Annotated in this window: 25 protein-coding genes and 1 tRNA gene; 7 read left to right on the plus strand and 19 right to left on the minus strand. The window is 67.6% G+C overall.

What is annotated here, in order from left to right; genetic code table 11:
* Nucleotides 1-9: 9 nt before the first annotated feature.
* From VER16_RS07410 to VER16_RS07450, 9 genes are all read right to left on the minus strand, one after another.
* Nucleotides 10-267 (minus strand): phosphopantetheine-binding protein, encoded by a 258-nt coding sequence (locus VER16_RS07410; protein ID WP_005411610.1) that lies wholly within the window; start codon nucleotides 265-267, stop codon nucleotides 10-12.
* Nucleotides 254-1,051 (minus strand): lysophospholipid acyltransferase family protein, encoded by a 798-nt coding sequence (locus VER16_RS07415; RefSeq protein WP_108770453.1) that lies wholly within the window; start codon nucleotides 1,049-1,051, stop codon nucleotides 254-256. Before VER16_RS07415 ends, VER16_RS07410 begins: the two co-directional genes overlap by 14 nt.
* Complete coding sequence (locus VER16_RS07420; RefSeq protein WP_324806775.1) at nucleotides 1,044-1,787, minus strand: beta-ketoacyl synthase chain length factor; 744 nt, start codon at nucleotides 1,785-1,787, stop codon at nucleotides 1,044-1,046. The genes VER16_RS07415 and VER16_RS07420 overlap by 8 nt, the downstream gene beginning before the upstream one ends.
* A gap of 219 nt (nucleotides 1,788-2,006) precedes the next feature.
* Nucleotides 2,007-3,020: a cytochrome d ubiquinol oxidase subunit II gene (gene cydB / locus VER16_RS07425; RefSeq protein ID WP_324806777.1), complete on the minus strand. Its 1,014-nt coding sequence runs from the start codon at nucleotides 3,018-3,020 to the stop codon at nucleotides 2,007-2,009.
* A gap of 1 nt (nucleotide 3,021) precedes the next feature.
* The gene (locus VER16_RS07430; RefSeq protein WP_324806779.1) at nucleotides 3,022-4,419 is read right to left on the minus strand and encodes a cytochrome ubiquinol oxidase subunit I; all 1,398 of its coding nucleotides are present in this window, start codon (nucleotides 4,417-4,419) and stop codon (nucleotides 3,022-3,024) included.
* A 225-nt stretch (nucleotides 4,420-4,644) separates the two neighbouring features.
* A complete protein-coding gene (locus VER16_RS07435; RefSeq protein WP_324806781.1) occupies nucleotides 4,645-4,860 on the minus strand; it encodes a hypothetical protein in 216 nt (71 codons plus the stop codon).
* Nucleotides 4,857-5,495 (minus strand): sigma-70 family RNA polymerase sigma factor, encoded by a 639-nt coding sequence (locus VER16_RS07440; RefSeq protein ID WP_324806783.1) that lies wholly within the window; start codon nucleotides 5,493-5,495, stop codon nucleotides 4,857-4,859. Before VER16_RS07440 ends, VER16_RS07435 begins: the two co-directional genes overlap by 4 nt.
* A gap of 37 nt (nucleotides 5,496-5,532) precedes the next feature.
* Entirely contained in the window at nucleotides 5,533-5,862 is a 330-nt protein-coding gene (locus VER16_RS07445; RefSeq protein WP_116863536.1) for a hypothetical protein, read from the minus strand.
* A gap of 79 nt (nucleotides 5,863-5,941) precedes the next feature.
* Entirely contained in the window at nucleotides 5,942-6,385 is a 444-nt protein-coding gene (locus VER16_RS07450; protein ID WP_324806787.1) for a hypothetical protein, read from the minus strand.
* 150 nt (nucleotides 6,386-6,535) lie between these two features.
* Here VER16_RS07450 and VER16_RS07455 point away from each other — a divergent pair, with 150 nt between their 5' ends.
* The 4 genes from VER16_RS07455 to hemF all read left to right on the plus strand — a co-directional run bounded on the left by VER16_RS07455 (nucleotide 6,536) and on the right by hemF (nucleotide 10,882).
* Complete coding sequence (locus VER16_RS07455) at nucleotides 6,536-8,902, plus strand: S9 family peptidase (protein WP_324806789.1); 2,367 nt, start codon at nucleotides 6,536-6,538, stop codon at nucleotides 8,900-8,902.
* Entirely contained in the window at nucleotides 8,899-9,318 is a 420-nt protein-coding gene (locus VER16_RS07460) for an NUDIX domain-containing protein (protein WP_324806791.1), read from the plus strand. The genes VER16_RS07455 and VER16_RS07460 overlap by 4 nt, the downstream gene beginning before the upstream one ends.
* A gap of 30 nt (nucleotides 9,319-9,348) precedes the next feature.
* Nucleotides 9,349-9,924, plus strand: coding sequence for a hypothetical protein (locus tag VER16_RS07465; RefSeq protein WP_324806792.1), 576 nt, complete (start codon nucleotides 9,349-9,351; stop codon nucleotides 9,922-9,924).
* A 61-nt stretch (nucleotides 9,925-9,985) separates the two neighbouring features.
* Nucleotides 9,986-10,882 carry an oxygen-dependent coproporphyrinogen oxidase gene (gene hemF / locus VER16_RS07470; protein WP_324806794.1) on the plus strand — a complete coding sequence of 299 codons (897 nt, stop codon included), beginning with the start codon at nucleotides 9,986-9,988 and terminating at the stop codon, nucleotides 10,880-10,882.
* Between the two features lie 79 nt (nucleotides 10,883-10,961).
* Here hemF and VER16_RS07475 read toward each other — a convergent pair whose 3' ends face one another.
* Nucleotides 10,962-11,447: a DUF421 domain-containing protein gene (locus tag VER16_RS07475; protein ID WP_324806796.1), complete on the minus strand. Its 486-nt coding sequence runs from the start codon at nucleotides 11,445-11,447 to the stop codon at nucleotides 10,962-10,964.
* Nucleotides 11,448-11,761: 314 nt separating this feature from the next.
* On the minus strand, nucleotides 11,762-14,536 hold the full coding sequence (polA, locus tag VER16_RS07480) for a DNA polymerase I (protein WP_324806798.1): 2,775 nt from the start codon (nucleotides 14,534-14,536) through the stop codon (nucleotides 11,762-11,764).
* Nucleotides 14,537-14,622: 86 nt separating this feature from the next.
* Here polA and VER16_RS07485 point away from each other — a divergent pair, with 86 nt between their 5' ends.
* Entirely contained in the window at nucleotides 14,623-14,907 is a 285-nt protein-coding gene (locus tag VER16_RS07485) for a DUF2782 domain-containing protein (protein WP_108751337.1), read from the plus strand.
* Between the two features lie 129 nt (nucleotides 14,908-15,036).
* Here the strand turns inward: VER16_RS07485 and VER16_RS07490 are convergent, their stop codons facing one another.
* The 5 genes from VER16_RS07490 to VER16_RS07510 form a co-directional block, all read right to left on the minus strand.
* Complete coding sequence (locus tag VER16_RS07490; RefSeq protein WP_324806801.1) at nucleotides 15,037-15,483, minus strand: universal stress protein; 447 nt, start codon at nucleotides 15,481-15,483, stop codon at nucleotides 15,037-15,039.
* Between the two features lie 134 nt (nucleotides 15,484-15,617).
* The gene (rtcA, locus tag VER16_RS07495; protein WP_324806803.1) at nucleotides 15,618-16,634 is read right to left on the minus strand and encodes an RNA 3'-terminal phosphate cyclase; all 1,017 of its coding nucleotides are present in this window, start codon (nucleotides 16,632-16,634) and stop codon (nucleotides 15,618-15,620) included.
* 57 nt (nucleotides 16,635-16,691) lie between these two features.
* A complete protein-coding gene (locus VER16_RS07500; protein WP_324806805.1) occupies nucleotides 16,692-17,918 on the minus strand; it encodes an RtcB family protein in 1,227 nt (408 codons plus the stop codon).
* 84 nt (nucleotides 17,919-18,002) lie between these two features.
* Nucleotides 18,003-18,143 (minus strand) — tRNA-OTHER (locus VER16_RS07505).
* Nucleotides 18,144-18,434: 291 nt separating this feature from the next.
* Nucleotides 18,435-19,982 carry an RNA-binding protein gene (locus VER16_RS07510; RefSeq protein WP_324806806.1) on the minus strand — a complete coding sequence of 516 codons (1,548 nt, stop codon included), beginning with the start codon at nucleotides 19,980-19,982 and terminating at the stop codon, nucleotides 18,435-18,437.
* A 187-nt stretch (nucleotides 19,983-20,169) separates the two neighbouring features.
* On the opposite strand from VER16_RS07510, the gene rtcR reads away from it, so the two are divergent.
* Both rtcR and VER16_RS07520 read left to right on the plus strand, forming a co-directional pair.
* Nucleotides 20,170-21,765: an RNA repair transcriptional activator RtcR gene (gene rtcR / locus VER16_RS07515; RefSeq protein ID WP_324806808.1), complete on the plus strand. Its 1,596-nt coding sequence runs from the start codon at nucleotides 20,170-20,172 to the stop codon at nucleotides 21,763-21,765.
* Between the two features lie 74 nt (nucleotides 21,766-21,839).
* The gene (locus VER16_RS07520; protein ID WP_324806810.1) at nucleotides 21,840-21,986 is read left to right on the plus strand and encodes a hypothetical protein; all 147 of its coding nucleotides are present in this window, start codon (nucleotides 21,840-21,842) and stop codon (nucleotides 21,984-21,986) included.
* Between the two features lie 123 nt (nucleotides 21,987-22,109).
* Here the strand turns inward: VER16_RS07520 and VER16_RS07525 are convergent, their stop codons facing one another.
* The 3 genes from VER16_RS07525 to uvrD form a co-directional block, all read right to left on the minus strand.
* The gene (locus VER16_RS07525) at nucleotides 22,110-22,664 is read right to left on the minus strand and encodes a hypothetical protein (protein ID WP_324806812.1); all 555 of its coding nucleotides are present in this window, start codon (nucleotides 22,662-22,664) and stop codon (nucleotides 22,110-22,112) included.
* A 107-nt stretch (nucleotides 22,665-22,771) separates the two neighbouring features.
* On the minus strand, nucleotides 22,772-23,098 hold the full coding sequence (locus VER16_RS07530) for a low molecular weight protein tyrosine phosphatase family protein (RefSeq protein ID WP_324806813.1): 327 nt from the start codon (nucleotides 23,096-23,098) through the stop codon (nucleotides 22,772-22,774).
* Between the two features lie 108 nt (nucleotides 23,099-23,206).
* Entirely contained in the window at nucleotides 23,207-25,399 is a 2,193-nt protein-coding gene (gene uvrD / locus VER16_RS07535) for a DNA helicase II (protein WP_108770473.1), read from the minus strand.
* Nucleotides 25,400-25,401: the final 2 nt, after the last annotated feature.

Genomic DNA, 25,401 nt, shown 5'->3' on the forward strand with positions numbered 1-25,401 from the left:
CCTGGCGCCTTACGACTGGCGGGCGGCGACGAACTCGCCGAGCGCGCGCACGCTGGAGAAATGGCGACGGGTTTCTTCCGAATCGGCCGAGAGGCTGACACCGTACTTCTTCTGCAGGGCCAGGCCCAGTTCCAGGGCGTCGATCGAATCGAGGCCGAGGCCTTCCACGAACAGCGGCGCGGTCGGATCGATGTCCTCCGGCGTGATGTCCTCCAGCGAAAGCGAGGAAATGATCAATTCCTTGATCTCGTGCTCAAGTGCTTGCACGGGTCGGATCTCCAGACAGGTCGAAATAACGAGTGAGGTGGTCGGTGACGCGACGGGCCGCCAAGGCATCCCCCCTTGACGCGTCATCTTCGTCCAGGAAGGGCGCGATGGCGATATCTTCGCCGATCTGCAGCTGAACGTGAAAACGACGTGAGGGCACACGATACCACTTCTGGCCCTTGGTCAACGTTGCCGGCGTGCAGCTGATACGCACCGGTGTGATGTCCAGCCGCCCACGCACGGCGATGTTGGCGGCGCCGCGCTGCAGCCGCAGCGGCTGCCCCGGCACGGTGCGCGTTCCTTCCGGGAAAATGACCAGGGTGCCGCCGGCATGCACGGCTGCCACGCAGTCATCGACCAGGCCGGCGCCATCGTCATTGGCGATGTAGCCGGCGGCGCGGACCGGGCCACGCATGAACGGGTTGCAGGCCACCGCGCGCTTGACCACGCAGTCGGCGTTGGGCAGCAGCGCGATCAGGCAGACCACGTCGATCAGGGTCGGGTGGTTGGCCAGCACCAGCAGGCCATCGCGCTGCAGGCGCTCGCGGCCCTCCACCTGCAGGGTCATCAGGCCCAGCCGGCACATCAGCCACACGTGGCTGGCAAACGCCGCCTGCACCAGCCGCCGCGCCCGCCGCTGGCGCGCGACCGGGTCGCGCATCAACAACAGCACCGGCATCACGAACACGCCCAGCAGCAGCCCGCCCACGCCGAATGCGGCGAAGCTCAGGCCGGTGCCGAATACCCGCCAGGCGTGGTCGAGACGGCGCAGGGCTTCAGCCATGGCGGCTCCAGCGCCAGCGCTGGCCCTGGGTCACGTGTTCCAGGGTGGGTGCAGCCGACAGCAGGAAGCGGTGCAGATCCAGCGCATGCGGCAGCAGGCCCGGTGCGGTGGTGCCCGCATCTTCGGCCGGTTCCCAGGCCAGGCGCAGGCCGGTGCCGGCCGTGCCTGACGGCGCCAGGCGCCAGCACCAGGCGAAGAACGGGTCGGGTTCGTCGGCGAATTCTGCGTAAACGTCGGGCAACGGCGACTCATACACCACCACCCGTACTTCCTTGGCGCCATCGGCCAGCAGGCCGGCAGCTTCCAGGCAGGCGGTTTCCACCGTGGCCTGGCCGGCGGCCAGCGCCAGGTAGTTGCCACGGTGGCCACGGGCGATGGAATAAAGCGCGGCGATGGCGTTGTGCACCGACAGGCCGAAACCGGTGGGCGACAGCGGTTCGGAGGCGGCCAGCGAGCCCAGCAGGTCCATTGAACGGGCCACGTCGCCGTGGCGGCTGGCGAACACCAGCGGCACGCCGCTGTCAGCGCCCTGCGCGTCTTCACACCAGCACGCGGCCTGGATGGCCATGCGGCCCAGGCGCTCGATGCGGCGGCGCTGCATGGGCGGCACTTCGGCCAACGACGGCGTGCCCTCGCCCTGTGGCAGGAACGGCGCGTCGGCCCAGCCCATCCATTGGCTACGTTCTGTCAGTCCAGGTGCCCAGGCAGCCCAGTCGACAACGGAAAATTCGATCATTACCGGTGATGTTTTGGATGGGCGGAAGACAGGCGCGGGCCAACAGCATGGCGACGCGCGGCGGCCCCCCATTCCTGCAGCCGTGCGTCCGTCCAGGACGTCGCCGGCAGCCCCCCTGGCGGCCGGAAAGGTGCGAACGCTAGCACGTCCCGCGCAGGGAATACATGTTTCACAAACCGAAACGGGGAGCGGTCACCGGCCGCTCCCCGTTCACCTGCTTCAGTGGTAGCCGGCGTCGGCGCGCACCTTGCCGCGGAACACCCGGTACGACCAGGCGGTGTAGCCGAGGATGACCGGCAACAACACCACCAGGCCCACCAGGGTGAAGCCCAGCGACGAGGCCGGTGCCGCGGCCTGCCACAGCGTCATCGACGGCGGCAGCAGATACGGCCACATGCCCAGCACCAGCCCGGCGAAGCCGAGCACGAACAGGGCCAGGCTGAGCAGGAACGGCGGCAGGTCGCGGCGCGGATGGGTGGCGCTGCGCCACAGTGCGGCGGCGACCGCCAGGGTCAGCAGCGGCACCGGCGACAGCCACCAGAAGTTGCCATCACTGAACCAGCGCGCCATCAGCCGTGAATCGAGGAACGGCAGCCAGCTGCTGACCAGCCCCATCGCCGCGATCACCGCCGCCACCAGCGGCCGGGTCATCTGCCGCGCCAACGCCTGCACGCGGCCCTCGGTCTTCAGGATCAGCCAGGTGCTGCCCAGCAGCGCATAACCGGCCACCAGCGCCGCACCGGTCAGCATCGCGAACGGGCTGAACCAGCTGAACGCACCGCCGCTGAAGCGGCCATCGACCAGCGGGATGCCCTGCACCAGCGTGCCGAGGATCACACCCTGCGCGAACGTGGCCAGCAGCGAGCCCAGACCGAAGGCCACGCTCCACAGCCGCCGCGAGCGGTGCGCCTTGAAGCGGAATTCGAAGGCCACGCCACGGAACACCAGCGCCACCACCAGCAGCAGCACCGGCAGGTACAGCGCCGACAGCAGCACCGCATACGCCTTGGGGAACGCGGCCAGCAGGCCGGCACCGCCCAGCACCAGCCAGGTCTCGTTGCCATCCCAGATGGGCGCGGCGGTGTTCATCATCAGGTCCAGCTGTTCCTCGTCCTCGGCGAACGGGGCGAGGATGCCGATGCCGAGCACGAAGCCGTCCAGCACCACGTACATCAGCACGCCGAAACCGATCACCGCGAACCACGCCACCGGCAGCCAGGTCATCAGGTCCATGTCAGCGCTCCTCCAGCGGTTCGTCGGCGGCCGACAGCGGCCGCGCCGGGGTGTGGCTGCCATGGTCCAGCGCGGGCGCCTCTTCATACGGCTGCGGGCCGTGGCGCAGGATCTTCACCAGGTACCAGATGCCCCAGCCGAACACGAAGGCGTAGCCGACCACGTACACCGCCAGCGACAGCGCGGTCATCCACGCACTCTGCGGGCCCACCGCATCGGCGGTGCGCAGCACGCCGTAGACCACCCACGGCTGGCGCCCCATCTCGGTGACGAACCAGCCGGACACCAGGGCGATGAAGCCGCTGGGCAGCATCCAGTTCCAGCCGCGCAGCAGCCACGGCGAATCGAGCAGCTTCTTCCGCCACAGCTGCACCGCCGAGACCCAGGCCAGCAGCAGCATCAGCGTGCCCAGCCCGACCATGATGCGGAAGGCGAAGAACACCGGCGTCACCGGTGGCCGTTCGCTGGCCGGCACCGAGGTGAGCGGATCGAAGCTGCCGTCCAGCGAATGGGTCAGGATCACGCTGCCCAGCTTCGGGATGGCCACTTCGAAATCGTTGCGCTGTTCCTTCTCGTTGGGCAGGGCGAACACCACCAGCGGCACGCCCTCGCCCGCCCTGCTTTCATGCCAGTGCGCTTCCACCGCCGCGATCTTCATCGGCTGGTGCTTCAGCGTGTTCAAACCATGCATGTCGCCGACGAAGATCTGCACAGGCACGGTCAGCGCGGCAAACACCACCGCCGCGACCAGCATGCGCCGGCCTGCTTCGACGTGGGTGCCCTTGCGCAGGTACCACGCGCCGACGCCACCGATCACGAAACAGGTGGTGATGAACGAACCCAGCGCCATGTGCGCCAGGCGGTAGGGGAAGGACGGGTTGAACACCACCTGCCACCAGTCCACCGGGTGGACGATGCCGTTGATCATTTCATAGCCGGCCGGCGTATGCAGCCAGCTGTTGGACGACAAGATCCAGAACGTGGAGAACAGCGTGCCCAGCGCCACCATGCAGGTGGACAGGAAATGCAGGCGCGGTGACACCCGCCCCCAGCCGAACATCATCACGCCGAGGAAGCTGGCTTCCAGGAAGAACGCGGTGAGCACTTCATAGGTCAGCAGCGGGCCGATGACGGTGCCGGCCACTTCGCTCAGCCGTGGCCAGTTGGTGCCGAACTGGAAGGCCATGACGATGCCGCTGACCACGCCCATGCCGAAAGACACGGCGAAGATCTTCTGCCAGAAGAAATACAGGTCGCGCCACACGGGCAGTTTCGTGCGCAGCCAGCGCCATTCGATGAAGGCCAGCCAGCTGGCCGTGCCGATGGTGAAGGCGGGGAACAGCACGTGGAAACTGATGACGAATCCGAACTGGATCCGTGACAACAACAACGCGTCCAAGGGACGCCTCCTGCCGGGTACGGGTGGGATACCGGACCACTTTAGGAGGATATGGTTGAGCCGGGATGCGACGTGGTGTCGCGCTGCTTCACTTGGTCGCAGGGGAGCAGACGCCACCGGCGCCCTGCTCTGGTAGGTGCCAACCTTGGTTGGCACTCCGCAAATCGCCGACCAGGGTCGGCCGCTACCCGTGCTGGTAGCGCCGGGCCATGCCCGGCGGGGACTTTACCGCCAGAAATACCAGACGCCGGCGGCCAGCAGCGCGCCCAGCAACAGCACCTGCACCACCACGTAGCCCACGCCGCTGTCGCGGGTTTCCACCCGCAGCCGCTGCTGCAGGGCTTCGCTCACATCAGGCACCGGCGCCTGCTGCTCCTGCTCGCGCAGTGCCTGCGACAGCGCGCGCGCATCGGCATCGCGAGGATCGTTGGCATGGCTCACAGCAGCTCTCCGGCGGTGGCGCGTCGGGTCAGCTCCTGCTTCAGGATCTGCCGTGCGCGGTACAGATGGCTCTTGATGGTACCGCGCGCCAACCCGGTCACCTGTTCAATCTCGGCCAGATCGAAATCCTCCAGGTAGTGCAGGCCCACGATCAGGCGCTGCGGCGGGGTGAGACGATCCAGCGCCTCACCCAGCTGGCGGCCGGCCTGCAGCGCCTCGCTCAGCTCGGCCGGGCCCGGCCCTTCGTCGCCGATGCCCAGTTCCTCGGGCACCTCCACCGCCACCATCCACTGCATTTCCAGCCGGCGGCGGCGCAGGTGCTGCAGCGCCGTCGTATAGGCCACCCGCGAAACCCAGGTGCGCAGCGAGGATTCGAAGCGGAACCGGTGCAGCTGGCGGAACACCGCCAGGAAGGTCTCCTGCAGCAGGTCGGCGACCTGGTCGCGGTCGCCGACCATGCGCCCGATCACGTGCGCGCAGGTGCGTTGATGGCTCTGCACCAGCTGTGCGAAGGCCGGTTGCGAGCCATCGATGATGGCCCGGACCAGGGCACGGTCGTCGTCCGCTGCGGGCTCGGCGGGGGCGTCGCGTTGACGCCCGCGCAGTGCGGCCAGTGCTCCCCCCAGCAGGCTCATGCGTGGCGCGCTCCCTGTGCCGCAGGCATGCCGCCGCTCAGCCCTTGCGCACGGCGGGGCGGGTGAGGAACCACGCCAGCAGCTGGCCCAGACCGGCACTGCCGGCCATGGCGGCAGCGGCACCGAAGGTCAGATCACGCGCACCCATCGCTTCCAGCAGGCCCAGCGCCACGGCCAGACTGACCAGGCTGATGCCCCAGCGCAGCGCGCCCTGGCGGCGGCGCTCTTCCTCCAGTACCGCCAGCGAGCGGATCACTTCCTCCGGCACATGCGGGGCGACCAGCTTGCTGCGCGCACGGGCATCGGCGATGGCATGGATCGCGTAGGCGATGCAGATGAAGAAGGTGATGGGGATGAGTTCCTGCATGGTCGTGCTCCTGTCCGGTGAATGATGCGGGTTCAGGAGATTGGATGCGCGAAGCCGGCCAGCGGTTGCAGTGCAGATTTCAGGCGTCGTCGTCGGTCCCGGGGTCGGCCGGAGGATCGGGGAAATAGGTTTCCACCTGGAAGCCCAGGCGGAGATCAGCCATCAGCCGCACCAGCGTGTCGTCCAGTTCATACCCGGCCCAGGCCTGCTTGCCGAAGACGGCGATGCGCAGGCGGACGTCGGCACCTTCCTGGTTCAATGCATGGATCACCTCCACCCGTGCCTGCAGCATCTCGACCACCAGCGGCCAGGCGTCCATCAGCCAGCCGTCCTTGCCAGCAGCCAGTTCAAAGCTCACCCGGGTGAAGCCATGTACCCGGATCAAGTGCCCATCACCGTCAAGCAGGTCGGTGCCTATATCGCGGAAACACCCCCGTTCCAGCCCCAGCCGGGCGGAGATGTCGGCGCTGGAGACCTCAGGGTGCTGCACCCCCAGGGAAATGCGGTAGTCGTAGCTGTACATGGTCGGTTCCGTCCGGATCAGTCACCCATCATGCGCCACGCGAGGCCCTGCGGCGCCTTTGCCCAAGCGGTCTGCATGACCTGTGGCCCCCTCCCCCGGCACGGGCGGCTGCTACCCTTGCCCGGTTTCCTCATCTGGTGCCGTCTGCCCATGTCCCGAGTGCTGCCCCTGTCCCTCCTGCTGTCGGCCATGCTGGCCGCATCGGCCGCGCATGCTGCGCCGACGCCGATCACCATCGAACAGGCCATGGCCGACCCGGACTGGATCGGTCCGCCGGTCGAGAAGGCCTGGTGGTCGTGGAACAGCCAGCAGGTGGAATACCAGCTCAAGCGCAGCGGCAGCCCGGTGCGCGACACCTTCCGCCAGCCGCTGGCCGGTGGCGCCGCCGCGCAGGTGGCCGATGACCAGCGCGGCACCCTGGACGTGGCCGAGCCGGTGTACGACCGCAGCCGCACCCGCACCGCCTTCGTCCGCAACGGCGATGTGTTCGTGCGCGACCTGCGCAGCGGCGCGCTGACCCAGCTGACCCGCAGCAACGAGCGCGCGGCCGGGGTGAACTTCGCCGCCGACAACGGCGTGATCTGGCGCGTGGGGCAGAACTGGTTCCACTGGACCGCCACCAGCGGCGTGCAGCAGGTGGCCAGCCTGAAGGCCGAGAAGGACCCGGCCAGCAAGCCCAAGGACGACCTGCTGCGCGACCAGCAGCTGCGTACCCTGGAAACCCTGCGCCGCGACCGTGACCAGCGTGAAGCGCTGAAGGACCAGGACCAGCGCTGGCGCCAGGCCGACCCGACCCGCGCGGCCGCCCCGATCTACCTGGGCACCGACGTGGAGATTGCCGACAGCCTGCTGTCGCCGGACCTGGGCCACCTGATCGTGGTGACCAAGCCGAAGGACTTCGACGACGGCCGCACCAGCAAGATGCCGCTGTACGTGACCGAATCGGGTTACGAGGAGACCGAAGACACCCGCACCCGCGTCGGCCGCAACGGCTTCGAGCCGCACACCCTGTGGTACGTGGACGTGCGCACCGGCAAGGCCGAAAAGCTCTCGCTGTCGGGCCTGCCGGGCATCGGCACCGACCCGCTGGCCGAGCTGCGCCGCAAGGCCGGCAAGGACCCGCTGAAGGGCGACCGCAGCGTGCAGGTGATGAGCGACTTCATGGGCGGCGGCATGCGCTGGAGCGCCGACGGCCAGCAGGCCGCGGTGATGCTGCGCGCCAACGACAACAAGGACCGCTGGATCATCAGCATCGGCAGCGACGGCCGCGTGCAGAACCGACAACGCCTGACCGACAACGCCTGGATCAACTGGGGCTTCAATGATTTCGGCTGGATGGCCGACGGCCGCACCCTGTGGCTGCTGTCCGAGGAATCGGGCTACTCTCACCTGTATACCCAGGCCGGTTCGGCCAAGCCGCAGGCACTGACCAGCGGCAAGTGGGAAACCTCCGCGCCGGTGCTGTCGGCCGACGGCAAGGGCTTCTACTTCCTGTGCAACCAGCAGGCGCCGCACGACTATGAAGTCTGCGCGGTCGACACCGGCAACCGCCAGGTGCGCGAGCTGACCAGCCTCAACGGCGTGGAAGACTTCTCGCTGTCGCCCGATGGCCAGCAGCTGCTGGTGCGCTACTCGGCCGCCTACCTGCCGACCCAGCTGGCCGTGGTGCCGAGCACCGGTGGCCAGGCACGCGTGCTGACCGACACCCGCACCGCCGAGTACAAGGCGCGTGAGTGGATCCAGCCGAAGCTGGTGGCGGTGCCGTCCAAGCACGGTGCCGGCGTGGTCTGGGCCAAGTACTACGAGCCCGAGCACAAGGAACCGGGCAGGAAGTACCCGATCGTGATGTTCGTGCACGGTGCCGGCTACCTGCAGAACGTGCACCAGCGCTACCCGGCCTACTTCCGCGAGCAGATGTTCCACAACCTGCTGGTGCAGAAGGGCTACATCGTGCTGGACATGGATTACCGCGGCAGCGAGGGCTACGGCCGCGACTGGCGTACGGCGATCTACCGCAACATGGGCCACCCGGAACTGGAAGACTACAAGGACGGCCTGGACTGGCTGGTCGACACCCAGCAGGGTGACCGCGACCACGCCGGCATCTACGGCGGTTCCTACGGCGGCTTCATGACCTTCATGGCGCTGTTCCGTTCGCCGGGCACGTTCAAGGCCGGCGCCGCGCTGCGCCCGGTGCTGGATTGGCAGAACTACAACCACGCCTACACCAGCAACATCCTCAACACCCCGGACCTCGACCCGGAGGCGTACCGCACGTCCTCGCCCATCGAGTACGCGCAGAACCTGCAGGACAACCTGCTGATCGCCCACGGCATGATGGATGACAACGTGTTCTTCCAGGACTCGGTGCACCTGACCCAGCGCCTGATCGAGCTGCACAAGGACAACTGGTCGATCGCCCCGTACCCGCTGGAACGCCACGGCTACATCCGTGCCGATTCCTGGCTGGACCAGTACAAGCGCATCCTCAAGCTGTTCGAGCAGAACCTGAAGTGAGCGACGTCGCGGCCACGATCCAGATCGTGGCCGCGGTCATCCTGGATGACCGCGGCCGGGCGCTGGTGGTGCGCAAGCACGGCGCCGACCGCTTCATCCAGCCTGGCGGCAAGCCCGAATCGGGCGAGGCACCGCTGCAGGCGCTGGCCCGCGAGCTGGGCGAGGAACTGGGCGTGCAGCTCGATGCCGCCAGCGCGGTCGCCCTGGGCCGGTTCGAGGACTGGGCGGTGAACGAGCCCGGCCACCGTGTGCAGGCCCAGGCCTGGTGGGTGCAGGTGGCGGGTACGCCCACCGCACGCGCGGAGATCGCCGAGCTGGCCTGGGTGCCACTGCAGCCGCCGCACGGCCTGCGCTTGGCACCCCTGAGCGAACACCATATCCTGCCGGCGGTCGCCGCCGTGGCGACGGCCCGCTGATCGCGCGGGCGCCCATCGCAAGGACACCGGATGTCAGCTGTCACTCCTCCCCTGCCGCCTGCGCCGGCCTCTTCCGCATCCAGGCATGCCGGCCACTGGGTGCAGCCGCTGGCGCTGTCCTGCTTCTGGCTGGCGGTGGGCTGTACGGCCTGCATGCTGCTGGCGGCTCTGGGCGCATGGCCGCTGGCAGCCACCGATCACTGGCAGATGCTCGCCGGGGATGCCAGGCACGCAGGCATGGATGGCGGCGTGCTGTGGCTGCTGTACCACCCGGTGCTGGCCTCGTTGTGGATCGCGCTGGGCTGTGCGGTGTCGGCGATGTCCAGCTGGGGCGTGTTCCGGCTGCGGCGCTGGGGCCTGTGGAGCTTCGTGGCGCTGCTGCTGGTCACCGCCCTCGGCAATTTCGCACTGTCCTGGTGGCTGGACGGCGTGGTAGCGCAGCTGACGCCGCTGTTTCAGAGCTCGGTGGCGCCACTGGAATCGTTGCAGGCACGTCGCCTGATCCTCGCCGCGACGCTGTACGGCACTTCGGTGGTGATGGCCGTGATGCAGCTCGGGCTGGCCTGGCGCCTGCTGCAGCCGGATATCCGCGCGCGCTTTGGGTGAGCGGCAGGTCGGCAGCACGCGTGCTGCGGAACAGCACGGGCGCTGCGGTAAAGTACGCGCCATGAACGATTTCGAGCGCGTGCGCGCCTACCTCACCGACCTGCAGGACCGCATCTGCGCGGCCATCGAAGCCGCCGACGGCCAGGCCCGCTTCCAGGAAGACCTGTGGCAGCGGGCCGAGGGCGGTGGCGGGCGCACCCGCGTGCTGCGCGCTGGTGCGGTGTTCGAACAGGCCGGCATCGGCTTTTCCGATGTATGCGGCAGCCGCCTGCCGCCGTCTGCATCGGCCAACCGGCCGGAACTGGCCGGCGCGTCCTGGCGCGCCACCGGCGTGTCGCTGGTGTTCCACCCGCTCAACCCGTACGTGCCCACCACCCACGCCAACGTGCGCTTCTTCCAGGCCCAGCGCGATGGTGAAGTGGTGGCCAGCTGGTTCGGTGGCGGCTTCGACCTGACCCCGTTCTATCCCTGCGATGAGGACGTGCAGCACTGGCACCAGGTGGCCCGTGACCTGTGCGCGCCGTTCGGCCAGGAGCGCTACGCCGCGCACAAGCGCTGGTGCGACGAGTACTTCTTCCTGCGCCACCGCAACGAAACGCGCGGCGTGGGTGGGCTGTTCTTCGATGACCTGCACGGCGATTTCGAGCGCGACTTCGACTACCTGCGCGCGGTGGGCGATGGCTTCCTCGAGGCGTACCTGCCGATCGTGCAGCGGCGCAAGGACACCGCCTACGGCGAACGCGAGCGCGAGTTCCAGCTGTACCGTCGCGGCCGCTACGTGGAGTTCAACCTGGTCTATGACCGCGGCACGCTGTTCGGCCTGCAGAGTGGTGGCCGCAGCGAGAGCATCCTGATGAGCCTGCCGCCGCGGGTGCGTTGGGAATATGGGTTCAGCCCCGAAGCCGGCAGCGCCGAGGCGCGCCTGGCCGATTACCTGGTGCCGCGCGACTGGGTGTAGCGTCGAGCCTGCTCGACTGCCTTTCGCATTGCGCCAACAGCAGTCGAGCAAGCTCGACTCTACCAGGGCACGCGCGGTATCACCCGGCCGCCTTCTGCCGCGGAATGATGGTGATGTGGCCGGTGGTTTCCAGCAGCGCCAGTTCGACATCCTCCACGCGCAGGCAGCCCTGCTGGCGCAACGCGGCATCGAAGTCGGCCGTGCTGACCAGCTCGCGGCGCAGCACCGCGGCCAGCAGGCGTCCGTCGCGGGCAATCACCACCGGCTCGCCTTCGATCAGCCGTTCCATGCGCCGGTTGCGCGTGGTCAGCCAGCCCACGCCGTAGTTCAGCAGGATCAGCGTGGCGGCCAGCAGCAGGCCACCGCCGAGCGAGGTGTCGGTGCCCAGCAGCGCGTTCTGCACCGCGTTGCCCAGCAGCACGATCAGCAGCACATCGAACGGGGTGATCTGCCCCAGCGCGCGCTTGCCGCCCAGCCGGACCATGCCCAGCACGACGACATACACCACCACCGCGCGCAGGACGAACTCCCACCACGGCATCGCCAGTGCGAACAGATCGGGCATTGCGGTTTCCCCTGCGGAGCGATGCCCCAGCGTGGCGCAGCGAGGCACAAATAAAAAGCCCCGCTGACCAGGGGGAGGTCAACGGGGCCGGGGAACGGGCGCTTGGGGAGGAGCCCCCGTTCCGAGATCTGCTCCAGGGGATGGGAGAGATCCACAACAGGCGTTGCGCCTGTCGAGAGTTATAGAAACACCCCGAACACTAACGGTTCGTGAAGGGGCCCAATTTATTGTAGGCCCCTGCTGGAAACATTCATGTTCGAGTCAGAAAAACCGCACAAATGAACGATTCATGCCGCTTTTAGCCTGAATGTGAATCAGTGCGCCTCGTCCCAGTTCACGCCAACACCGGTGTCGACGACCAGCGGCACACGCAACCGTGCCGCTTGCGACATGTGTTCGACCACATTGCTACGCAGTTCCTCGGTGAAACCGGCCTCGCTTTCGAATACCAGTTCGTCGTGCACCTGCAGGATCATCCGCGCCGGGGCGCCGCTGTCGTGCAGCCACTGGTCCACCGAGACCATCGCCCGCTTGATGATGTCTGCGGCGGTGCCCTGCATCGGTGCGTTGATCGCCGCGCGTTCGGCACCGGCACGCAGGCCCTGGTTGCGCGCGTGGATGTCGTTCAGATACAGGCGGCGGCCGAACAGGGTTTCCACGTAGCCCTGGTCGCGCGCCTGCTGGCGCATCCGCTCCATGAAGTCGCGCACGCCGGGATAACGGCTGAAGTACAGCGCGACATAATCCTGCGCCTGGCCACGGTCGATGCCCAGGTTGCGGGCCAGGCCGAAGGCGCTCATGCCGTACATCAGGCCGAAGTTGATGGCCTTGGCGGCGCGGCGCTCGTTGGGGGTCACCTCCTCCAGCGTGCGCCCGAACACTTCCGCCGCGGTGGCACGGTGGACGTCGGCACCCTGTTCGAAGGCGCGCACCAGGCCCGGGTCTTCGGACAGGTGGGCCATGATCCGCAGCTCGATCTGCGAATAGTCGGCCGCCAGCAGCTGGAAGCCCTCCGGCGCCACGAAGGCGCGGCGGATGCGGCGGCCATCCTCGGTACGGATCGGGATGTTCTGCAGGTTCGGGTCGGACGAGGACAGGCGGCCGGTGGCCGCGCCGGACTGGTGGTAACTGGTGTGCACCCGGCCGGTGTCCGGGTTGACCATCTCCGGCAGCTTGTCGGTGTAGGTGCTGCGCAGCTTGGCCAGCCCGCGATAATCGAGGATCACCCGCGGCAGCTCATGCTGGTCGGCGATCGCCTCCAGCGCTTCTTCATTCGTGCTGGGCTGGCCCTTGGGGGTCTTCACCACCGCCGGCAGCTTCAGTTCATCGAACAGCACCGCCTGCAGCTGCTTGGGCGAATCCAGGTTGAAGCTGCGCCCGGCCAGTTCGGTGGCCTTCTGCTGCGCGGCCAGCATGCGCGAGGACAGGTCCTGGCTCTGCCGCCGCAGTTCATCGGTGTCGATGCGCACGCCGTTGGCTTCGATACGGGTGAGCACCGGCACCAGCGGCATCTCGATGTCGCGGTACACGCTGTCCAGCGCCGGTTCGGCCAGCAGCTGCGGCTGCAGTGCGTGGTGCAGGCGCAGGGTGATGTCGGCGTCTTCGGCCGCATAGCGGCTGGCTTCGTCGATGCCCACCTGCGAGAACGGGATCTGCTTGGCGCCCTTGCCGGCCACGTCCTCGAACTTGATGGTGGTGTAGCCCAGGTAACGCAGGGCCAGCGAATCCATGTCGTGGCGGGTCGCGGTGGAATTGAGCACGAAGCTCTCGAGCATGGTGTCGTCGTGGTAGCCCTGCACGTCCACGCCATGGCGGCGCAGCACATGCAGGTCGTACTTGCCGTGCTGGCCCAGTTTCTTCTTCGCCGGGTCCTGCAGCGCCGGGCGCAGCGCGTCCAGCACCTGCTGCAGCGGCAGCTGTGCCGGCGCCCCGGGGTAGTCGTGGCCGACCGGAATGTAGGCGGCCTTGCCCGGCTCCACCGCCAGGCTGATGCCGACCAGGCGCGCACGCATCGCGTCCAGCGCATCGGTTTCGGTGTCGAAGCTGATCAGCTCGGCCTGCTGCAGGCGCTGCACCCAGGCCTGCAACTGTTCGTCGGTCAGCACGGTTTCGTACTCGCCCGGTGCGGCCAGCGCCGGGTCCAGTTCACCCGCCGCTGGCGCTTCGGCGCTGCCGCGGGCGAAACCGGCGGCGGTGCCGCGCAGGCTCGGGGTGGCTTCACTGGCGGCGGCCGGTGCCGGCAGCGGGCCGCCCAGCTCCTTCAGCGCCTGGGTGAAGCCGTAGCGCGCGTAGAGCTCGGTCAGCACCGGCACGTCCTGCTCGCGCAGCGCCAGCGTAGACGGGCTCGCCTCCAGCTCCACGTCGGTGCGGATGGTCACCAGGTCGCGGTTCAGCGGCAGGCGGTCCAGCGCCGCGCGCAGGTTTTCGCCGATCTTGCCCTTCATGGTCGGGGCAGCGGCCATCACCCCGTCCAGCGTCTGGTATTCGGCCAGCCACTTGGCCGCGGTCTTCGGGCCGCACTTCTCCACACCCGGCACGTTGTCCACGGTGTCGCCCATCAGCGCCAGCAGGTCGGTGATCTGGTCGGCACGCACGCCGAACTTGTCCATGACGGCCGCATCGGAATCCATGCGGCTGCCGGTCATGGTGTTCACCAGTTCGATGCCCGGGCGCACCAGCTGGGCGAAATCCTTGTCGCCGGTGGAAATGGTCACCTTCAGGTCCTGCGCCACGCCCTGCAGGGCCAGCGTGCCGATCACATCGTCGGCCTCAACGCCGGGAATGCGCAGGATGCTGATGCCCAGCGCTTCGACGATGCGGCACATCGGTTCCACCTGGCTGCGCAGGTCGTCGGGCATGGGCGGGCGATTGGCCTTGTACTGGTCGTACAGGTCATCGCGGAAGGTCTTGCCTGGCGCATCCACCACGAAGGCGACGTAGGCCGGGCGCTCCTTCAGTGTGGACCGCAGCATGTTGACCACGCCGAACAGCGCGCCGGTGGGTTCACCCTGTGCATTGGACAGGGGCGGCAGCGCGTGGAACGCGCGGTACAGGTAACTGGACCCGTCGATCAGGACTAATCTGCTCATGCGGCGATTCTACGCGCCCACGCCTGCACGGCGGCGACACGGTGATGGGGCATAATCAAGACCCGTTCCAGGCAAAGGCCCTGCCGATGAAGACCCTGATGCTGGCGTCCGTGCTCCTGCTTGCTGGCTGCGCCAGCATGGGCGGTGCCGGCGCTCCCCCGGTGGACGTGAAGGGGGCCGAAGTGTCCAGCCGGACCATGGACAACGGCGATACCATCGAGGAGTACCGCGTGTCCGGCCAGCTGCGCATGGTCAAGGTCACCCCGTCGCGGGGCGCACCGTTCTACATGTATGACCGGAACGGCGACGGCCGCATGGACAACGACAAGGATGGCGTGTCGCCGGTGTATTGGAAGCTGTACAGCTGGTGATGCAGTGCGGGGTCGGATCCCTTTCCGCAGGAAAGGGCTCTGACCCCATCACGCCCGAACGCCACAAAAGATGACGCCGGTACGCATCCTGCGCACCGGCGTCGGTCCCCTCCCCGGGAACGCGTGAATTCAGCGGATGACCAGCACCGGCAGCGAGCTGCGCGCCAGCACTTCGGTGGTCTGGCTGCCCAGCAGCACGCGGGTCACCCCACGGCGGCCGTGCGAGGTCATCACGATCAGATCGCTGTTGCGATCAGCGGCGGTTTCGATGATGCCGTCGGCCGCGTAGCGGTCCAGCACATGCACCGGGTTGGCCTTGACGCCCTGTTCGGCAGCCTTGGCCAGCGCCGGCTGCAGCACCTTCTGTGCCCCTTCCTCGCGGTCGGCCTTGTACTCGGGGCTGTTCATGTAGCCCACGCTCCAGCCCATGGCGTCGTACATGCCGACGGCCCACGGCTCGGACACCGTCACGATATCGACCTCGGCATTGAGGTCCTTGGCCAGCTCCAGACCCTTGGCCAGGCCCTTGTCGGCCAGCTCGGAACCGTCGGTGGCGATCAGGATGCGCGTGTACATGGTGGGGCTCCGTGGCGATCTACCGAATGGGAACACCACCATTACACAGCCGATGTGCACGCCGCGCCTTGAGCAGGATCAATGCGGCGTGGGATTGACGCCCGCCGGGCATCGCACGGCGGGGCGCTGGGCAGCTACGCCTCCACGGTCACCCGCCAGGCGCCATCCTGTGGCTGCCAGTCGAATTCCACCGGCAGGAACTTCTCGATCAGCCGGGCGTTGCTGGCCAGGTGATCGCTGATGACGTGGGTGGTGAAGGCGCCGCCGCCGGCCAGGGCCATCGGCAGCAGCAGCTGGTCGGACAGGTATTCACCCACGTAGGCGTTGCCCTGCAGGTACTGCTGCACGCGTGCGGACAGGCGAGCGCCCACCTGTTCGGCACTCACCCCGCGCTCGCCGTGGCCATCGAACACTTCCACGTGGCTGCCATGCTGCACGCGCACCAGGGCGACATTGCCCGGGCCCAAGGCCGGGCGGATCGACTGCACGTGACGCGGGTGCGGATCGACGCCCAGGGTGTCGGCCAGCACCTGCAGCTCGCGCAGGCCGATGCTGCTGGACAAGCCGGATATCAGCACCTGCGCCTGCATCGACTCCAGGGCCGGCCGCTGCTCCAGCAGCGGTGCCTGCAACGCGGCGCACGGCTGCACCTGCACTTCAATCACGCCGCCGCCGGCCGGGTGGAAGCCATGCTGCAGCAACTGCATTTCGGCCTGCACGCCCATGCGACCCAGTGACGGCAGGTAGCTGTCAGCGATGAAATCGGCGCTGGGCGCCAGCGGGTTGTGGGTACCCCCTTCCAGCCGCAGGCGCGACGGCTGCTGCGCACGCCACAACGCCGGCAGCACGGTCTGCAGCACCAGCGTGGCCGAACCGGCACTGCCGGTGGCGAAGTGATAATCGCCTGCGCACACCACGCCCGGCTCGAAGCGCAGCGCGGTGGCGCCCAGTGCAGCGCCGTGCGTGCAGGCGTTGCCGACCTGCGCCGCGGCGTTCACTGCGGTCAGGTGCTGGCGCATCAGCCCGGGCTTGCGGCGGATGGCACGGATGTTCTGCAGGGTGAAGCCAATGCCGGTGCACAGGCTCAAGGTCAGGGCTGAGCGCAGCAGCTGCCCGCCGCCATGCCCGCCATCAAGTTCAATCATGTCCATGTATGGGTTCCTCCATCCTGCCGCGCGCGGCGCAGTGTACGCCGCGCGCGGCCCGCTTCATCCCTTCACGCACACCACCTGGCGCAGCGTGTGCACGATCTCGACCAGATCGCGCTGGGCCTCCATCACCGCCTCGATCGGCTTGTAGGCCGCCGGCGATTCATCCACCACCTCCGCATCCTTGCGGCATTCCACGTGCGCGGTGGCCTTGGCGTGCTCGTCCACGGTAATCAGCCTGCGCGCCTGGGTACGGCTCATCACGCGGCCGGCGCCGTGGCTGCAGCTGTGGAAGCTGTCCTCGTTGCCCAGCCCGCGCACGATGAAGCTCTTGGCGCCCATGCTGCCGGGGATGATGCCCAGCTCGCCCTTGCGCGCACTCACCGCGCCCTTGCGGGTCAGCATCACTTCCTGGCCGAAGTGCACCTCGCGGTTGACGTAGTTGTGGTGGCAGTTCACCGCCTCGGCCTGGGCCTCGAACGGCTTGCTGATGACCGTACGCACGGCGGCCACCACGTTGCGCATCATCACCTCGCGGTTCATGCGGGCAAAACGCTGTGCCCACTCCACCGCGAACACGTAGTCACCATAGTGCTGGCTGCCCTCGGGCAGGTAGGCCAGGTCCTGGTCGGGCAGGTTGATCATCCAGCGGCGCATTTCCTGCTTGGCCAGTTCGATGAAGTAGGTGCCGATGGCATTGCCCACGCCACGCGAACCGGAGTGCAGCATGAACCACACGCGCTGGTCCTGGTCCAGGCACACTTCGACGAAGTGGTTGCCGGTGCCCAGGGTTCCCAGGTGCTTGAGGTTGTTGGTGTTCTTCAGGCGCGGGTGGCGCTCGCAGATCAGCGCGAAGTCATCGACCAGCTGCTTCCAGCCTTCGATGGCCAGCTCCGGCGGCGTGTCCCAGCTGCCCTTGTCGCGGCCGCCACGGTTCACGCTGCGGCCGTGCGGCACCGCCCGCTCGATCGCGCTGCGCACCGCCGACAGGTTGTCCGGCAGGTCGCTGGCATCGAGCGTGGTGCGCACGGCCATCATGCCGCAGCCGATGTCCACGCCCACCGCAGCGGGAATGATCGCGCCGACGGTCGGCACCACCGACCCTACGGTCGCACCCTTGCCCAGGTGCACGTCGGGCATCACCGCGATCCACTTGTGGATGAACGGCAGTCTGGCAATGTTCTGCAGCTGCTCGCGTGCCTGGTCTTCCAGCGGCACGCCGCGCGTCCACAGCTTGATGGGTGCAGCACCCGGCTGCTGGATCACGTCATGGTTCACAGTGGTCATGGTGATGTTTCCTTTCATCCAATACAAAAACAAAGAAGGTGCGGTGACAAAGGTGGCCGAACGCTCCGCCTGCCGCGTTGCCGTGGCAGCCGGCCGGGACTTGAACCCGACCCCGAAGGGTTTCCGATGTAGTTCGGCCTGCATTCCCCGCGCAACGAAAGCGAAGGTGCCGGCAGCACGACGAGGGGTGGAGGAACATCCTGCTCTACCACTGAGCTACCGCTGTGTTGCCACAGCGGGCGGGGCTCGAACCCGCGACCCGGAGCTTAGAAGGCTGTAGTTCCTCCGGCATTCGCAGTGCCGGCGTTGAAACAGGTGCGGTGACAAAAGGAGTGGAACGTCTCTTTCCCCACAACCGGCAGGAAAGGCGGGAATTGAACCCGACCCCGAAGGGACAACCAATGTAGTTCCACCAGCATTCACCGCGAAAAACATGAATTCCTGGTCCTGCCCGGCTGGCCCCATTGCCAGCCGGGCGGTTCCTGGCGACATCCTTGCCGCCGTCCAGCATCGTGATTACAACGGCATGTCCTCGATGCGCTCGACCCAGCCGCTTCCATCGCCAGGCGCCTGCGCAAACTGCGCCAGCAGGTCGAACACCGCATCGCTGAAGCCGCCGATGTGCAGCACGTCCTCGCGCTGCACGGTCTGGCTGCTGGCCACCGGCTGCAGGTCGATGCACACCAGCCGCGCCTGCGGGCAACGCTGCTTCAGCACATCCCAGGCCTGCATCGTGGCCGTCGCACCGCCCTTGCGGGTGTCACGCCAGCTCTCGTTGTCCGACACCAGCACCACCAGATCGACCTGCTCGCGACGATGGTTGAGGTGTTCCAGCGGCGCACTGACCGAGGTACCACCGCCATTGATCGCCAGCTGCGCCGCCAACGTCATCACGCTGTCGCGCGGGTTCAACCGCACCGGGCGCACCTCGGTGTCGAACGGCAGCACCGTGGCCAGCGGCTGGCCGCGCAGCACGCAGGCCGCGATCAGCGCCGCCACGTCCACGCAGCGCACCGCCGAACTGGCACCCTTGCGGTAGCCGGTCACCGGCCACTGCATGGAACCGGACACGTCCACCGCCACCACCACCCGGCCCGGCAGCACCGGCACCTGCGCCGTGGCCGTTTCCATCGCGTCCTGCAACGCTTCGGGAATCTGCTGCGGCAGGCTGGCGCTGGCGTGCCAGGCCATCAGCAGCTGGTACGGCAGCACCCGGGCGCGGCGCACCTGGGCCGGGTCACGCAGCCGCGCTGCGATCGCCGACACCATCGCCGGGTCTTCAAACACGCCGTTGCGGGCGAACGTGTTGAGGTTCATCCGCATCGACTGCCACGACGCACTGCGCGCCAGCGCCGACCACTGCGCCGCATCCAGCGGCAGCGTGCTGAAGTACTGGAACGGCAGGTCCGGCGGCAGTCCACGCGGGTCACGCTTGAACGCCTCGTAGGCCTGCACCAGCGCCGGCAGCTGCGCCTCGTCGTACGGGCGACCGACGATCCACGCATACAGCGCCTTGCGCTCGGCGTTGGCCGGCTTCGGGTGCACCATGCGGATCAGGTCGGCCAGCGACGGCTGCTGGCCGATGGCCGCACGCACCAGGGTTTCCGCCGATGCCTGCTGGATCCACTCGCGCACCAGCCGCTTCGGCAGCGAGCCCAGCGAACGGCGGCCGACCTGGCCGCTGCGCATGATCTGCACGAAGGTGCGCAGCTGGCGGCCGTTGTCGACCACCCGCGGGAACACCTGGGCGAAGGCCTCCGGGTCACGCACGCTGAGCACCGCCGCCAGCAGCACCGGCATGTCCTTCATGTGCGCCACCTGGCGGGCGTAGACCGCCGTGCGGGCGATGAAGCGCGGCTCGACCTGCGCGGTCAGCGCCAGCACCTGCTGCAGCTGTGCGTCGGCAGCGCTGTAGAAGGTGTTGTTGAGGCAGCCGGTGGCCGCGTACAGGGCCAGGGCAGCGCGCGGGGCGCGGTGGTAGGCCAGGCCACCGGCTTCATTGACGGTGGTGGCCGGCGGCAGCGCCGGGGCACGCGGGGTGGAGAAGAGCGTCAGGTTGGCCATCGTGGTGTCCTCGGCGGGAACCGCCCGCTTCGTGTCATGGGATGGATAGAGCAATGGCCGTGCCAACTTTTGGCCGCTTCGATCAAGTAATTGTTTTGGCTGATTTTTATTTCTCCTGACGGCAAGACCGCGCCCACCGGCACCGTGGAATGTATATAGTTGCAGCGCGTGTTTTATAGGAATGGATATGTCACGACGACAGGTGGTCTTTGGCATGCTCGGCACCCAGCTCGATTCGGGCGAGGGCCCGGGCCGGTGGGAGAAGTGGCGGCCCACGGTGTCGCTGGGCATGCACGAGGATTTCCTGCCCGACCGCATCGAGCTGCTGCTGGACGAACGCCGCTACGCCAAGCTGGCCCGCGTGGTCTGCGCGGACCTGCAGCAGGTGGCACCGGAGATGGACGTGCGCCGGCACGACACCTACCTGGCCGATCCCTGGGCGTTCGAGGGGGTCTACTCGACCCTGCACGACTTCCTGGCCAGCTATCCGTTCCAGCCGGAGGAGGAGGACTACTACGTCCACATCACCACCGGCACGCATGTGGCGCAGATCTGCTGGTTCCTGCTCACCGAGAGCCGGCACTTCCCCGGCCGCCTGCTGCAGACCTCGCCGCCGCGCAAGCAGGACGGCGCAGCGGGAAGCTACGCCATCATCGACCTGGACCTGTCGCGCTACGACCACATTGCCCAGCGCTTCGCCCAGCAGCAGCTGCAGGACCGCGACCTGCTGAAGAGCGGCATTGCCACCCGCAATGCGGCGTTCAACGCGATGATCGAACAGATCGAGACAGTGGCCACCCGCTCACGCGCGCCGATGCTGCTGATGGGGCCCACCGGTGCTGGCAAGAGCCAGCTGGCCAAGCGCGTGTTCGAGCTGAAGAAGCTCAAGCACCAGCTGCCCGGTCGTTTCGTCGAAGTGAACTGCGCCACCCTGCGTGGCGACGGCGCGATGAGCACGCTGTTCGGCCACACCAAGGGCGCCTACACCGGCGCCTCGTCGGACCGCGCCGGCCTGCTGCGTTCGGCCCACCAGGGCCTGCTGTTCCTGGATGAGATCGGCGAGCTGGGTCTGGACGAACAGGCCATGCTGCTGCGGGCACTGGAAGAGAAGCGGTTCCTGCCGGTGGGCAGCGACCGCGAAGTGGAAAGCGAATTCCAGCTGATTGCCGGTACCAACCGCGATCTGCAGCAGTCGGTGCTGGAAGGCCGCTTCCGCGAGGACCTGCTGGCACGCTTGAACCTGTGGACCTACCACCTGCCCGGCCTGGCCCAGCGCAGTGAGGACATCGAACCCAACATCGAGTTCGAGCTGCAGCGCTGGTCGCAGCAGCAGCACGCGCAGGTGCGCTTCAACGTCGAAGCACGCACCCGCTACCTGGCCTTCGCCACCAGTGCCGAGGCGACCTGGCGCGGCAATTTCCGCGACCTGGGTGCATCGATCATGCGGCTGGCGACGCTGGCCAACGCCGGGCGCATCCAGACCGAGGGCGTGGACGATGAGATTGCGCGCCTGCGCCGGCAATGGCGCGGCGGCCAGGCGCCGTCGCCGCTGGAGGCGCTGCTGGGCCCGGCCGTGGATGAACTGGACCGCTTCGACCGCGTGCAGCTGGAAGAGGTCGTGCAGGTCTGCGCGCGCTCGAAGTCGCTGTCGGCGGCCGGCCGCGAGCTGTTCGCGGTGTCGCGCACGCAGCGCGCCAGCACCAACGATGCCGACCGCCTGCGCAAGTACCTGGCGAAATTCGGGCTGGATTGGGAGCAGGTGCGCCGCCCGGCCGACGCCTAGGGTCACGCTTGCCCGGCTACCCAGGTGGCGCATGCTGGCGGCGCGGCATGCCGCCGCCCGTGGGGAGCACGCACATGCAGGACCGCAAGCCGACGTCATGGATCGCCCCACGGAACATTCTGCTGACCGTGGCCGCCGCGTTCGTTCTGTTCTACAGCGGCTACCAGGTGGGTAAGCACCTGGCCCTGCGCGAGAACGCGCAGCAGGCCGCAAGCCGGTAGAGTCGAGCTTGCTCGACTGTTCCTTGTGACCGGCGGCATCGTGCCAACCAAGGTTGGCACCTACCGGAAGATGTGGGGGCATCGCGCCAACCAGGTTGGCACGATGCCGAAGACACGACTGTCTCAGGCGATCTGCACGATGCGCGCGTTCTGGCACAGCGGGTAGCTGGCCACGAATTCCGCGATCGCATCACGCATCTTCTCGAACGATTCGCCGTACATGTACAGCGCGGTCTCGGTCGGCCCCTGCCACCAGCTGCAGATCTCGCCCAGTCCATCGATGTTGTCGGACAGCTGCTCGAACACGTGGTTGGAGTCGCACTGTTCGTAGACTTCGTCCGGCAGGTTCAGGCCATCCAGGTAGATGCCCAACCCCTCGGTGACGCCGAAGGCGCGATCATCCTCGCCCACACGCTGCACCTGCGAACCCTTCGGCGCGCCCAGCTGCTCCAGCAGGTCGATCAGCTTCGGCACACCGTCCGCATCGACCAGCGCCACTTCGATATCACCGTACTCGACTTCGCCAAGGTCGGAGATTGCGGTGCCACCCCCGGTCAGTTCGCCCAGGTTCGCCGCCTGCAGCAGCGCATCGAGCGGATCCTCGAACAGCTCGTGGCGATGCTCGGGCTGCAGCTTCGCATTCAACTTCACGGTGACATGCGGGGTCGGTTCGGTCATGGGGGCGTTCCTGGAAGATGTGGGATCTATTGTAGAGCCGAGCCATGCTCGGCTGTTTTTCCCGCCAGAAGCAGCCGAGCATGGGCTCGGCGCTACACCACCCACGCTCAACGCAGGAACGGCGTCACCTTGCGCTTCAGCAGCTCCACCAGCACCGGGTCCATGTAGTCGTAGTCATCGGGGATATCCAGGCAGATCACCCGCTTGCCGTTCAGCCATGCCTTGTAGCGGCTGGACAGGCGGTTGCGGTGCGCCTTCTCCATCACGAACACCAGGTCCGCCCACCGCAGCAGCTCCGGGCTGAGCACTTCCTCGGCGTCGGCCAGCAGCCCGGCCGAGGCGGTTTCAATCCCCGGCCAATCGGCGAAGACCTGCTCCGCCGTCGGGCTGCGCAGGCGGTTCTGGCTGCACAGGAAGAGCACGTTGCGGGTCATGGAAGTTCGTCCTTGTAGAGCCGAGCCCATGCTCGGCTGACTTTCCCGGCACAAGCAGCCGAGCATGGGCTCGGCTCTACAGGTGTCCAGGCGACCCCTCGACGGTGATCAGATCACCGTCAGGTTGGCGTACGCCATCACCAGCCACTTGCTGCCGGCGTCGGCGAACTCGACCTGCACGCGGGCGTGGGCGCCGCTGCCTTCGTAGTCGGTCACCATGCCTTCGCCGAACTTGGGATGGGTCACCAGCGCGCCCAGCTTCAGCGGCGGTGCCTCGATCGAGGCGTGGCCCATCACCCGGCTGCTGCCCAGCGATGCCGGCCGCGAGACCTGCACCTTCGGGCGAACTTCGTGCAGCAGCTCACGCGGAATCTCGCGCAGGAAGCGCGACGGCAGGCTGTAGTTGTCCTGGCCGTGGATGCGGCGGGATTCGGCGTAGCACAGCACCAGCTTCTGCCGCGCGCGGGTGATGCCCACGTAGGCCAGCCGGCGCTCTTCTTCCAGACGGCCGCTTTCTTCCAGCGAACGCGCGCTCGGGAACAGGCCGTCTTCCATGCCGGCCAGGAACACCAGCGGGAACTCCAAGCCCTTGGCCGAGTGCAGGGTCATCAGCTGCACGCCTTCCTCGCCCGCCTGCGCCTGGCCCTCACCGGCCTCCAGCGCGGCATAGGCCAGGAACGCGACCAGCTCGTCCATGTCCTCGCCCACTTCCTCGATGTCGTCGGCGCGGCGCAGGAAGCGCGAGGCAACCGAAACCAGTTCGTCGAGGTTGTCGGTACGCGATTCCGAATCCAGCGAATTGCGGCTTTCCTTGCTCCAGTGCTCACGCAGCTGCGAGCGCGACAGCACATGGTCCACGCGCTCGGCCAAGGTCATGTGCAGGGTCTGCGCCTGCAGCTCGTTCACCAGCACCAGGAAGCCGGCCAGCGCATTGCGTGCACGCGCGGCCAGCGCCGTGCCCTGGGTGACCAGCATGGTGGCCTCCCACAGCGAAATGCCCTGTGCGCGCGCCTCGCGGCGCACCTCATCCAGGGTGCGCTCGCCGATGCCGCGAGTCGGCGTGTTCACCGCGCGCTCGAAAGCGGCGTCATCGTTGCGGTTGGACAGCAGGCGCAGGTAGGCCAGCGCGTCCTTGATTTCCGCACGCTCGAAGAAGCGCATGCCGCCATACACGCGGTACGGCACCTGTTCGCTCAGCAGCGCTTCTTCCAGCGCGCGCGACTGCGCGTTGCTGCGGTAGAGCACGGCCACTTCGGTGTAGCTGCCGCCATCGCGCACCCACTGGCGCGCGCGCTCGACGATGTAGCGGGCCTCGTCCATCTCGTTGTACGCCGCGTACAGATCGATCGGCTCGCCGTCGCCGCTGTCAGTCCACAGTTCCTTGCCGATGCGGTCGGGGTTGTGCGCGATGACCGCGTTGGCCGCACCGAGGATGTTGGCGGTGGAACGGTAGTTCTGCTCCAGGCGGATGGTCTGCGCACCAGGGAAATCGCGCAGGAAGCCCTGTACGTTCTCGACCTTGGCACCGCGCCAGCCGTAGATGGCCTGGTCGTCATCGCCGACCACGAACACATGGCCTTCGTGTCCGGCCAGCACGCGCACGAAGGCGTACTGGATGGCATTGGTGTCCTGGAATTCGTCCACCAGGATTTCGCGGAAACGGGCGCGGTAGTGCGCCAGCAGCGGCGGGTTGTCGCGCAGCAGTTCGTGCGCGCGCAGCAGCAGCTCGGCGAAGTCGACCAGGCCGGCGCGGTCGCAGCGCGCCTGGTATTCGATGTAGGCCTGGCGCATGGTTTCCAGCCACGCGTCATGCGGCTCGGGCTGGATGTGCTGCGGGCGACGGCCCTCATCCTTCTGTTCGTTGATCCACCAGGCGATCTGCTTGGGCGGGTGCTTGCTGTCGTCGATTTCCAGCGCCTGCACCACGCGCTTGACCAGCCGCAGCTGGTCGTCCGAATCCATGACCTGGAAGCCCTCGGGCAGCTTGGCGTCCTGCCAGTGCAGGCGCAGCAGGCGGTTGGCCAGGCCGTGGAAGGTACCGATCCACATGCCGCGGCTGCCGTTGGGCAGCTGCGCGTCGATGCGGTGACGCATCTCGCCGGCGGCCTTGTTGGTGAAGGTCACCGCGAAAATGCCGTGGGTCGGCACGCCTTCGACTTCATGCAGCCAGGCGATGCGGTGGGTGAGTACGCGGGTCTTGCCGGAACCGGCACCGGCCAGCACCAGGTGGTGGCCGGGGGGAGCGGAGACGGCTTCGCGCTGGGCCGGGTTCAGGCCATCGAGCAGGTGGGAGACATCCATGC

Origin of the sequence: Stenotrophomonas sp. (assembly GCF_035634915.1) — a bacterium.
Lineage (GTDB): Bacteria > Pseudomonadota > Gammaproteobacteria > Xanthomonadales > Xanthomonadaceae > Stenotrophomonas.